Annotated in this window: 8 protein-coding genes and 2 pseudogenes; 1 reads left to right on the forward strand and 9 read right to left on the reverse strand. The window is 38.5% G+C overall.

From position 1 onward, the window contains the following. Positions 1–317: 317 nt before the first annotated feature. Positions 318–2,207, reverse strand: coding sequence for a glycoside hydrolase family 15 protein (locus V7K45_RS08065; RefSeq protein ID WP_335002134.1), 1,890 nt, complete (start codon positions 2,205–2,207; stop codon positions 318–320). Positions 2,208–2,564: 357 nt separating this feature from the next. Between V7K45_RS08065 and V7K45_RS08070 the strand changes: the two genes are divergently transcribed. Beyond that, positions 2,565–2,786: a hypothetical protein gene (locus V7K45_RS08070; RefSeq protein ID WP_335002136.1), complete on the forward strand. Its 222-nt coding sequence runs from the start codon at positions 2,565–2,567 to the stop codon at positions 2,784–2,786. A gap of 94 nt (positions 2,787–2,880) precedes the next feature. Here V7K45_RS08070 and V7K45_RS32920 read toward each other — a convergent pair. The 8 genes and pseudogenes from V7K45_RS32920 to V7K45_RS08100 all read right to left on the reverse strand — a co-directional run. Continuing rightward, positions 2,881–2,970: pseudogene (locus V7K45_RS32920) on the reverse strand (IS1 family transposase); the annotation flags it as partial. Positions 2,971–2,991: 21 nt separating this feature from the next. Continuing rightward, positions 2,992–3,060, reverse strand: a pseudogene (locus V7K45_RS32925) (transposase-like zinc-binding domain-containing protein); the annotation flags it as partial. 289 nt (positions 3,061–3,349) lie between these two features. After that, entirely contained in the window at positions 3,350–5,077 is a 1,728-nt protein-coding gene (locus tag V7K45_RS08075) for an alpha/beta fold hydrolase (protein WP_335002138.1), read from the reverse strand. Continuing rightward, a complete protein-coding gene (ectB, locus tag V7K45_RS08080) occupies positions 5,064–6,338 on the reverse strand; it encodes a diaminobutyrate--2-oxoglutarate transaminase (protein ID WP_335002141.1) in 1,275 nt (424 codons plus the stop codon). The genes V7K45_RS08075 and ectB overlap by 14 nt, the downstream gene beginning before the upstream one ends. A gap of 222 nt (positions 6,339–6,560) precedes the next feature. Then, on the reverse strand, positions 6,561–7,907 hold the full coding sequence (locus tag V7K45_RS08085) for an ATP-binding cassette domain-containing protein (RefSeq protein ID WP_335002143.1): 1,347 nt from the start codon (positions 7,905–7,907) through the stop codon (positions 6,561–6,563). Between the two features lie 27 nt (positions 7,908–7,934). Then, a complete protein-coding gene (gene devC, locus V7K45_RS08090; RefSeq protein WP_335002145.1) occupies positions 7,935–9,107 on the reverse strand; it encodes an ABC transporter permease DevC in 1,173 nt (390 codons plus the stop codon). Between the two features lie 275 nt (positions 9,108–9,382). After that, complete coding sequence (locus V7K45_RS08095) at positions 9,383–10,678, reverse strand: HlyD family efflux transporter periplasmic adaptor subunit (RefSeq protein WP_335002148.1); 1,296 nt, start codon at positions 10,676–10,678, stop codon at positions 9,383–9,385. 17 nt (positions 10,679–10,695) lie between these two features. Next, entirely contained in the window at positions 10,696–12,456 is a 1,761-nt protein-coding gene (locus V7K45_RS08100; protein ID WP_335002150.1) for a carbamoyltransferase family protein, read from the reverse strand. Positions 12,457–12,458 lie beyond the last annotated feature (2 nt).

A 12,458-nucleotide genomic window follows, 5' to 3' on the forward strand; every position in this document is an offset into this window, starting at 1 on the left:
GATCAACTTACACTTGAGCAGGTAATTTCTGTCTCTTCTTACAACTTTATCCTGGAAGCTTTATTTTATGCAGCTTCATATTAAATTGGTATTAGGCTGAAAACAAGGGAACCAGGTGTGGCACGATTAGCTCCAAAAGTATTAAATTTGAACGAGAGCGATCTTCCGTAGCGATCGCACGCAAAAAGGACTTATTCCTGCGATCGCAATAAAATTTAGAGTTTTTAGAAGATTACTAACATTTATAAACCCGACCATTATTAATATCTCTTTCAGGTGGAAAAATATTTTCAAAAACAATAGCATTGAAAATTGTCTTATGTTCTCGATCCACCGCCACCTCTTGATGCAGCATTTGCTGCATCAATATGCACCCGTTCAACTGTTCCGATATTACCTGTATGTGCTAAGGAAACGGCAACGTTAATTACGCCAATATGCGAAAAGGCTTGGGGAAAGTTACCAAGATGCGCCCCTGTCTCAAAGTCAATTTCTTCTGCAAATAGTCCCAACGAACTGCTTCGTGCCAGCATTTGCTCAAACCAAATACTAGCCTCTGTAGCCCTTTGAGCCAAGATAAGTGCGTTGATCAGCCAGAAGGTGCAAAGAACAAAGGATGCCTCTTTACCACTCACGCCTTCTGGTGCATCTCGGTAACGGTAACACAGTCCATTCTCAACTAAATGTTCCATAGTCGCATCAATTGTTGACACCATGCGCGGGTCAGTTCCATCAATGAAGCCAACACTAGACATTAGTAAATTAGAGGCATCAAGAGTTTCATCCTCGTAGGATTGCTTGAAGGCACCAAGTTTTTCGCTCCACCCTTTTTCAAACACTTCATTGCGGATTAGTTGCCGCTCCTGTCGCCAACGAGTAGTATCACCAGTTAGCTCAAGCGCCTCAGCCATTTCAATGCCACAGTCTAATGCCACCCACAGCATCACTTTCCCGTAAACAAAATGTCGCAAACCCCCACGCACTTCCCAGATGCCGCTATCTGGTTCGTGCCAGTGTTCAGCAGCCCAATCTACTAGTGGGCAGATGTGTTCCCAAATTGCAGTTGGATCGTACTTTCCAACCTTCCAGGCGAAATGTAAAGCACTAACCACCTCACCATAGACATCAAGTTGAACTTGTCCTGCTGCACCATTGCCGATCCGAACTGGCTGCGAGTCTCGATATCCCCGCAAGTGATCTAAGGTTTGCTCAACAACCTGTCCACTTGATGTAATCGGGTAAAGGATTTTGATTCCAGTTCCTTCCATCTTCACAGTCTCGGCGATCCAATTGAAAAACTGACACTCATCATCAAGATAACCTGCTAATAGCAATGCATAAAGAGTAAATGATGAGTCCCGAATCCAGGTAAAGCGATAATCCCAGTTCCGCTCTCCACCAATTTCTTCTGGCAACGAAGTTGTCGGTGCAGCTACAATTGCTCCTGAAGGAGCATAAGTCATCAATTGTAAGGTCAGCGCACTGCGAACAACCGCGTCTCGATACGCTCCTTGATAAGTACACTTATTCGCCCAACCCCGCCATTTGGCGCAAGTTGATGCCAAGGCATCCATTGGGTCTAGATTTGGCAGTTGTGCGTCCTCCTCAGTCAAAAGCGTGAACACCGCTCTTTCTCCAGCATGGAGGATTATGTGACACATAAATGTATTGCTTGTTGTGTCCAGATGCCATTCAACAGGTCCAGTAACGGTAAATGAATCAAACCTGACTTCGTTGCCAGATTTGACTAATTTGGGAATTGTGTGCCCATAGTCAGGGCGAGGAGAGCAAGTACTCATAATTTCAACTGTTCCTTCACTAACCTCGACAATTCGGATTAGCCTGCCAGGTGCTATTCGGCTTTGCTGCTGCTCCTGGTTGCTAATATCCATAAAATCCAGCACCGAAATTCGTCCTGACTCACACCTAAAAATTGTTTCTAGTACATTGGTTTCATTTAGGTACTGATGACTACTTGACCAAGCAGTGGCTGGCTGAATACTCCAGCTTCCACCACGTTCTAGATCCAAAATCCGAGCAAACAAAGACGGTGAATCGAAGCGAGGTAAGCAAAGCCAGTCAATCGAACCACAACTACTGACAAGAGCTGCTGTATGGCAATTGCCAATCACCCCATAATCTTCTATCGGGGGAAAGGATCGGGTTGGAGGCGTTGGGTGATTATTGGAAGCAGATGTAATACTCATTACCGTCTTTAGCTGCTGATAACCTTTTACGAACATCTTATTTGGAATTAGTAATTTTTTACAGAAATTACCATTGGGTTAAAGCTAAAACTCTTTGTCACAGTTAATTTTTTGAACGTAAGCTCTCCTGCGGCTTAAGGCATGGTACCGCAAAGAACTTTAGTTAAACTTTTATTATTTCATGTCAGGTTGACAGCGTTATGACAAATTTATGACGAAAGATTGGCTATTTTAACACATTGAAACTAGTGATTTGACACTGACTTCTTTATATGCCTGACGATAGAAGATTTGAGAACAAGAGTTAAGCTACTTTTTATATATGAAAAGCAAACAAATTAGAAAAATTAACGTCAAATGAATATCCAATTCCAAAAGTTGTTAATTCCATTAATGGCAACATCAATAGATGATTCATTAATTGATTGGCAATCAGAAAATATTTTAAAAATATTAACTTTTATATTTATATTTTTGATTGCAATGGCGATAAATATTATTAGTAGTAAAGTGGAACATGCAGTTATATTCGCTTTGGTATGCACGCTCATTTCTGGAGCTTTTCTGATAATTAAATAACAACCAATTTCAATATCCGGCGTTGCTGAATCAAAATATGAATCAGTGCGTAGGCGTAGCCCGTCGTAGACATCGCTGGAATAAGACTTGTACCTCACATCGTGAGCAGCACTGAACCATACTTGAGATAATGTATGACCAGTCGAATAGAGTGTCTCAGCATTTCTTCTGACTTAGAATAACAAAAACCAAATTTCACACAGATGTAATTTTGCTTACCTCTTTGTTTACCATTTTTGCGAATGTGGGTTGATGTACACCTTGGACATTCCATAGCGATGTCTACGACGGGCTACGCCTACGCACTAATTCATATTTCTATTCTGCAACGCCTAAATATTGTGCACGTCCCAATTCTCGCTTGAGGTTTGTCTCGTAGAATTCGGGTAGCATTATCATTAAATAGAGCTTGTTGCGAATGAATGCTCTTTTTCTTTTACCACAAATTGCTACACTCTTTGCAATATAAGCATTCTAAACCATTTTGTCCCCCCGCAAGCGTTTCTACAGGCGCTGAACCCTCGTAAATTGGCTACGGTATTGATTCCATCATCTATTTTCCTTTAATCAAGCAGTATTGAGATAGTTCCACAATCGCAATCGCCATTGTTGATTGCTGATTTTTCTTGCGGTGTTTCCAGAACTGTTTCTAGTGCTTGAACCAGATTTTTGACTAAAGGAGTTTGGACTATAGCGTAATGATTACTAGGAATTGTACAGATTTTCAGATGATTGATAATATTGTTCCAACCGTAATTTGCATCTTGAATCGGACGCTGATTGTTTTCGCTAGCACATATTAATAAAGCTTTGCCAGGGTAAGTTTTTAGTTGGTAATGACGGCAAGCCCTAAAATTTGCACAGAAAACATTCCATAATCTTTGTGCTTGCTGTATTTCGATCTCACTGGGTAGAATGCCGAGTTGTTGCCCCTTTTCAAGTAAGAGGTTTAATTGTTCGAGAGGGTCTAGTTGATGGAGTTCTTCCAAGGCGATCGCTAATTCTTTGCCATAAAGTCCACTTAACTCTTCGATCAGCATAGCCATGAGCCTATCCTCACCGATGTCCTCGTGTTGATCGGCCGCTGTTGGTGGATAACTATCAATTAACACTAAGGAAGCAACTTGATGCCCACTAGCTAATAACTGCTGCGCCATCTCAAAAGCGATGATGCCGCCGCTGCACCAACCAGCCAGATAGTAAGGTTCTTGGGGCTGAACTTGCCGTATAGCCTTGATATATTCATCCGCCATCTCTTCTACACTGGTTAATGGTTGGCGATCGCTCTCAAGACCAAGTGCTTGCAATCCATATACCGGACGAGTGGGAGATAGTTGCCGAGCGATTTCCACATAGCAAAAGACGTGACCGCCGCCAGGATGAATACAGAATAGGGGAGGAAGAGAACCTTGGGGCTGAATAGGGATTAGGGGGGAACCACTAGAAACTGTGATTGAAGCTTGCAGAAGGCTAGCTAGCTGTTCAATGGTTGGCGATTGAAAAAGTGTTGCTAAAGGCAGGTTTTTTTGGAACTTTTGCCCAATTTTGGTCATGAGGCGAACTGCAAGCAGAGAATGCCCACCCAAGTCAAAGAAATTATCCTTGATACCAAGGCGATCGACATCTAGCACCTCTGACCAAATCTGGGCAAGTTGGAATTCCACAACATTACGGGGAGGAATAAACTCACCCACCTGTTTAGTAGAATGGCTTGGAGATGGTAATGCTTGTCGATTAATTTTTCCGTTGGGAGTTAAAGGCATTTCTTCTAACATGATAAAGCTCGATGGCACCATGTAATCAGGTAGTTTTTGTTTGAGAAATTGGCGCAGTTGCGATTCCTTCAAGCAAGATTTTTTTGAAACTACATAAGCCACAAGTTGCTCTAGCTCCGATGAAGTTTGCCAGACGATCGTTAAAGCTTGTTGAATTTGAGGATGGGAAACAAGAGTTGCTTCAATTTCTGCCAATTCAATCCGAAAACCCCGAATTTTTACTTGATGATCGCACCGACCTACATATTCAATATTGCCATCAGGAAGGTAGCGAGCTAGATCGCCTGTTTTGTAGAGACGCTCATCTGTTTTTTTGCTAAAAGGGTTAAGAATAAACTTCTCTTGGGTCAGTTCGGGACGATTATGATAGCCTCTGCCTACACCATCTCCACCGACATAAAGTTCGCCAATAACGCCAATTGGAACTGGTTGTAAATATTGGTTGAGAATATAAATTTGAGTATTAGCGATCGGTCGTCCAATTGGAACAGTTTTAGCTCTGCTAGTGCTTTTCATATCCTGATAATTTAAGATTACTTGCTAGAGAAGAATCAATTGATTCTTCTATAATGGCTAATCCTTTATATAAAGCCTCATAACTGATTGTCAGAGGTGGCAACAGTTTGAGTACTTCATTATGCGAACCAGCAGTTTCGAGAATCAATCCTCGCTGAAAAGCTGTTTGCCTAATTTTGGAGGCAATTCCAGTTGACTGACAAGCAATTCCTTGAATCATGCCTCGACCCCGATGCTTGCCATGAAGCGCCGGAAATAAGTCTACTATTTGTTGGAGATTTTGGGTTAATATGCTGGACTTTTGGTTAATTTCTCCTAATAATTCATTATCTTGCCAATATTCAAGAATAGCAGCCCTAGCTGTTACAAAAGCTAGATTGTTACCGCGAAAAGTACCGTTATGTTCTCCAGGTTCCCAACAATCCAATTCAGGGCGAATCAGGAGTAAAGACATTGGGGTTCCATAACCACTAATTGACTTTGATAAGCAGACTAAATCTGGCTTTAATCCAAACTGTTCAAAGCTGAAAAAAGTTCCAGTTCTTCCACATCCTACTTGAATATCATCAACAATGAGTAAAATATCTTGCTTTTGAGTTTGTTGCCAAAGCTGTTTTAGCCATGATGCACTAGCAACATTAATACCACCTTCGGCTTGAACGATTTCTAAAATGACTGCGGCAGGTTTTTCACCAAGGAAGTTTAATTGCTCGAAAAATTTATCTAATTCTTGCCCATGTTCATGATGTTGGTTATTAAACGGAATTGAGTAAGAATTTCTGAGCGGAACACCTGAAGCATTTCTATATTTTTGATTGTCAGTAACTGAAAGTGAGCCTAGTGTCATCCCGTGAAAACTATTTTTACAATGAACAATGGTTGGTCTTCCTTTAACCTTGCGTGCTAGTTTTAACGCTGCTTCAACAGCGTTTGTACCTGTTGGCCCTGGAAACATTACTTTATAGTCTAGGTTTCTCGGTTTAAGAATCAGTTTTTCAAAAGCTTCGAGAAACTGACCTTTAGCTTGGGTATACATATCTAAACTATGGGTAATACCGTCCCCTTGAATATAGTCGAGCAGATATTGTTTAAATTTAGGGTTGTTATGTCCGTAATTCAACGCTCCAGCGCCACAGAAAAAGTCAATATAGCTATTGCCTTTGTCATCAAATATCTCATGCTCTATAGCTTTCACAAAAACAGTTGGAAAGTCTCTACAATAACTCCTAACATTTGATTCAATACGTGTAAAAATATCCATATTTTATTCTTTAAACTGTGGCATATTTAGAGGTTATTTGAAAAGCGTTTGCTGTTACCTTAGAAACTTTGAGATCCTCCCTAATATCGTTAAAAAGGGGGAAGAGTCAAAGTCCCCCAATTTATCGATGGATTTCGGGGTATCTCGAACGTTTTACTACTAAGAAGAGGACTTTTAAAATATTCTCTTAACTTACATATTTTTGATTTTGAGGAAAAAGCGTTAATCTTTCTCTCCTCCCGACGAGGATATTTGTTGGATATATAAAATACTGGTTTCCAGAATAACTCCTAAGGATTTAGTCAATAAAAAAAAATTTTGCTCATCTTCCCGATCAAAAGGTATATCATCAATTTTATTGAGGATTTGAGCTACAGCGAATACCTCCTGCTGAGAATTAAATATTGGTAAACATAAAATATTTTTTGTTCTAAAACCAGTTTCCAGATCAATTTTGCGATTAAATCTAGGATCGTTGTAAGGATCGGGAATATTAACACTTCTTCCTGTTGATGCTACATATCCAGCAATTCCGGTATTAAAAGGAATTCTGATACTAATTAATTCTTGGTTTAAACCTATAGCATTTTTAGACCAAAGTTCTTGGCGTTCGCTATCTACAATAAAAAATGTTACTTGTTCTGCCTTGAGAACTTGAGCAATCTTAAGTGATATAACTTTAATAATTTTATCTATTTTATTATTAAAAGAATGGTCTTGGAAAAGATGAACTGTTTGTAACAACTGTTTGAATTCTCGATTTAACTTATTCAGAAAATCCGCAAATTCTTGATTATTTAAATTTTCAATCATGCTATTGATTTGATTACTTTCGATATCATTAATTGCTGACATGAAATTACTGATATCAAGTAATAGTTCTCCCTTGGAGACGGATAAACGACCATCCTCTAAACTAATAATGCGATCGGCAATATTAAGAATGCGATTATCGTGAGTTACTAAAACTACAGTACATCCTCGCTGTTTCGCTAATCTTTGTATGATATCAACAACATCACGCCCACTGTTTTTATCCAAGGATGCTGTTGGTTCATCTGCTAAAACTATTTTGGGTTCTGTAACTAAGGCTCTGGCGATCGCGACTCTTTGTTTTTGTCCTCCAGAAAGTTGATTTGGATTTCGATACATGTGTTGTCCCAATCCAACTTCTTCTAAAATCATTTCTGCTTTTCGGCGAACTTCTTTTTTAGAAAGCTCTTTATTTAGTGATAGAGAAATTTCCACATTTTGAACAGCGTTTAAAAAAGGAACTAGATTATGATCTTGAAAAATATAACCAAGTTGACGACGTAGTTGTAAAAGTTTGTGATTACTTGCTTTGAATATCTCTGTCCCTAAAATTTTAATGCTTCCTTGTTGAATAGAACGTAATCCTGCTATCAATGTCAGCAAGGTTGTTTTACCTGAACCTGACGGCCCAGCCAGAATAATTATTTCTCCTGATTTAACTGTCAGATTTATATCAAATAAAGTCTGCTTGCGTAATGAACCTCTACCATAATAGTGGTTAACATTATCAATTTCAATAACATAAGGAGGTTCCATTTTCCGGTTCTTTAGCTTCTAAATAATTCATTGAAACAATTCTGCTGGATCTGCATCTTTTAGTTTGAATACACTCATCAATGCTGCAAAAAAACACATAAATATTGTTAAAGATATGATTACAATTACTTTCTCAATGGTTAATATCATTGGCAATCGAGTATGAAATTGAATATATTTATATAAGCCTAAACTGACCAGCAATCCGGGGATATAACCGATGATAGACATCAAAAATGATTGTTGTAAAACTAGAGCTATTATATAAAAATTTGTATATCCAATGGCTTTAAACGTTGCATATATAGATATGTAATCCGAAATTTGCGTGAAGATAATTTGGTAGACTATTACTGCTCCAAAGATAAAACCAACTAATGATAAAATATTGAATATTATACCTATGGGAGTTGCCTTTTGCCAATACAACTTTTCAGTTTTTATGAACTCTGCTTTAGTTATTACTTTAACTTGGTAAGGTAGCTTTTGATTAATTTTATTAATAATCTCTTCTGGAGATGCTCCTGGTGTTATGCTTATCAAGCCCAAATGTACTTTTTCTATAGGTCTTTTAAAAATACTGGCATAATTCAAGTCGCTAGTAATTAATAATCCATCGGCAGAAAATACTCCTCCTCCAATCGAAAAGAAACCGCCAATTTTAATTTGATTATCCAATAATTCAGTTACAACTGAACCTGGTTTTTTAAGTGCTTTAAATTTATCTACAATTCCACCATATTCAGGACGAGAAAGGCGATCGAATAAGAAACTTTCATTATTTCTAATAACTGATGTTTGCTGATTAATTTCAGCTAGATTAAAAGTCGGTTTGTCAGGGTTAAAAGCAACAACACCTATATTTTTTTTAGTCTTTAAGTCGGGATTTTTAAATCCGGCAAAAGCCACATAAAAAGGATTGATAGAAACTATACCATTAATGGCTGATAAACTATACATAATCCGGCGAGGAAATGGATTTGTATGTATTGTCCAAAATGACTGAAAATCAGCAGAAAGAATAATTAAATCAGCTTGGAGAGTTTTATGTATAGTGACAGAATCTTCAAAAAGTGCATCTTTTAATCCTGTAGTTGTAAACATCAAGGCTACAGAAAAAGCTACACCAATAATACTGATTATTAAGCGGGACTTTTTATGAATTAACTGAAGCCAAGCTAAAGAAATTGGTGGAAACATTAAAGGTTGTTTGAAAAGTGTTTTTCTGTGAATTTAGGCACTTTTAGATCCCCCCTAACCTCCCTTAAAAAAGGGGGAATCGGAATAGAAATACCCCAATTTATCGCGGTATTTAGGGGAATCTAAAACTTTTGATACCGACAAGAGGACTTTTCAAACATCCTCTTAAGCCTATATAGGAATCCGGTTTTATTCCCGAATTTACTTGTGTAAGAATGGAACAGGGATAGACACGTAGGGAGTCTTGTTAAAAAATAAAAGGTGAATCCTATATATTAAGAATTGGTATTGATGTTAACTTCTACTTGTAAATTAATTAAATGGGTAATTTTCTCAAGATAATCTGAATTTATTTTAATTTTAACCTCGAATATCCTAGCATCCATATCTAAACTAGGATCGTTATTGAAAACTGCTTTTTTGCCGACTTGTAAGCCAATTTGTTCTACTTGACCCTGTAATTCAAATGGTAAAGATTTACTAGAGATAGTAGCAATTTGTCCTAGCTTAATTTGTCCAATATCAGTTTCATAAACTTCTGCAACCACATACATTTCTTGAGTCTGTCCAAAATCAACAATTCCATTACTACCAATACTTTCTCCTGGCCAAGTGTGAATTTTGAGAATTTGACCTGGAAAAGGTGCTTTCACATACGCTAGTTCGAGTTCTGACTGAGCTTCACCGACTTCAGCGATCGCTTGCTTCAGTTGGGAGCGAGAAACTTCTATATCTACAGGACGAACTTCCTGAAGTTGGTCAAGAATAGCTTTAGCTTGGGCAATCTTTTGAGGGAAAGTTGACAAAATTTGTTTCATTGTGGACTCTGCTTCACTAATTTCTTGTGGCAAAGTTGTTACAACTTGCTCCTGGTTGGCTTCTGTTTCTTTAAGCTGTTGCAAAGCAGTTTTGGCTTCTAAACATTTACTATCACGAGTAGCATTACTGGTAGCCCCATCTTTAAATAGATTTTCATAACGTTGACAATCAATTTCTGCTTGATTCGAGTTTGCTTTTAAACGCATAATGGCTGCTGTGTCAACATTTTTTTGTTTCAGTAATTTAATTTTTAAACGAGCAATTTTAGTTTTTTGAGTAGCAATTTGACCTTGGAACTCAGCTTTTAAGCTAGCAACTGCTGCCTCTTGAGCAGCGATTTCCCCTTTTTTGGCTGTTCCAGCTAGCACTTGGTTAAGTTGCGATCGCGCAAGTTGAACTTTTTCCTTTGCTGCCTTTAAGGCTGCTTGCTGTTTATCAAAAATATCTAGAATGGCAATGACTTGTCCTTGCTTAACTTGCTCTTGTTCTTTAACTAAAATCTGAATTACCCGACCGCTATAAAGATAGGATGGCCCAGTTAATTTGATCACTGCATTCTTTGGTTCGATTCGTCCCAGCGCTGTCACACTGCTATCAGATGTCTTTTTGGCTGAGACATTTGCTAGGGTATTCTCTCTTTCCTTTGTGGTTTGGGTATTTAATTCCTTGGAGATGAATAAAGTAACACTAGCTAAAATTAATGTAGCGATCAAAGTAATAGTTAATGTGGATTTTAAATTTATTAATTTCATTAAGACTGACTATTGGGCTACTTTAAATAAATTTCATCTTCAATAACTAATACATCCATGCCTGTTGTCATAAAGACAGCGATCGCATCTTCCACAGTATGAATAATTGGTTTTCCCATCACATTGAAACTTGTGTTCAGAATTAGTGGAATTCCTGTTAGTTGAAAAAAAGCTGATATCAGATCGTAGAACCTGGGATTCCAATCTCGCTTAACCGTTTGAAGCCGACCTGTACCATCAACGTGAACTACACCTGGAACTTTTTCTGCTGCTTGTGGATGAAAGCGTAAAGCACGCTCCATATACGGAGTTTCTTGATAATTTTCAAAATATTCAGCACCATATTCATGCAAAATAGCTGGAGCAAATGGGCGAAATTCCTCCCGATATTTCACTTCTACATTCAACCGCAATTTAATATCAGGCAACCTGGGATCGGCAAGAATCGAACGGTTTCCTAAAGCTCTAGGGCCAAATTCTGCCCTACCTTGCATCCAGCCAATAATCTTACCCTCGGTTAAAAATTGTGCCGCCTTTTGGAAGACTGTTTCGCCACATTCCAACGGAACTTTTTTGAGTCGGCTATATTGCTCTAAATTACTCAAGGTTTTCACTGATATTGTTGAACCCAGGTAAGGTGATTGGAGCTTGGCAGGTTTATTCTGGGGAGGGCGATCGCTATAGTAAGCAAGTAGAGCTGCACCAATGGCATTACCGTCATCTCCGGGCGCAGAAAAAACATAACAACTCTTAAACTCAGGCACTAATTCTAGTACCTGACCATTAAAAGCTGAATTGAGCGCACATCCACCAGATAGCACAAGACGATCGGATGGACAAATCTTATATGCGCTTTTGAGCAAATCTGTCATTAATTCTGAGAAAACAAGTTGACCTGTATAGGCAAGATCGGCAGCATCGTAGGGATTTTTCCAATGCTTTGATATGTAATGATTTAATGTTGATTCATATTCTTGAATTAACTGTTTATTCTTGTATATAAATCCCCCATCTTTTACTTCCATTAGCCCTTTGAGTGAATGATAGAAAGCCTGATTCAGCTTGCCATAGGGTGCTAGCCCCATTACTTTCCATTCTTCCCCTCTGATAGAATCGAATCCACAAGCGTTACAAAGTTTAGCAAAGAAGATTCCTAAACTGGGTATGGAAGGCTTTATCCCTGGAATCGGCTTGAGAGTGCCGCGATCGTAGTGGAATATAGCAGTAGATGAACCTTCACCATAGCCATCAGCAATAACACATAATGCTTCTTCAAAAGGGCTGCTGTAACAAGCTGCCGCAGCATGGGTCAGATGATGATCGAATGCCTTCCGAGTCACCTGCAAATGAGAATTAATTTGAGGATTTGTTTGATTTTTTAAGAATAATACAAATTCTGTATTTAAGCCAGTATTTTTGGCAGTACCAGAAATTAATAACTTTAAAAGTGGTGCAGGTAAAGGTGTTTCACTAGTTAGTAAACCCAATAAAAATTGAATAACTGGATTTTGTATTAACGAATTAAAGTAAAAAAATTCTGCTTTACGGAGAGTAGATGGCTGCCACGTACTTGCTAAGACTAGATCGGCATCTTTGTCACAATAGGTGTTAAGCAACTCACCCATCCGGATCAGATCGTCTGGAGGGCTATACCATGCCCGTTTATTTTGCAGGTATCTTTCCGCAGCTTCGGCAAATACTACCTCTCCATCAGAGTTAACAATTGCCAAACTTGGATCGTGGCAACTACACGATAACCCAATATAGTTTCTAGGCATAT

The sequence above is a fragment of the Nostoc sp. genome, assembly GCF_036917375.1.
Taxonomy (GTDB): Bacteria; Cyanobacteriota; Cyanobacteriia; order Cyanobacteriales; family Nostocaceae; genus Nostoc.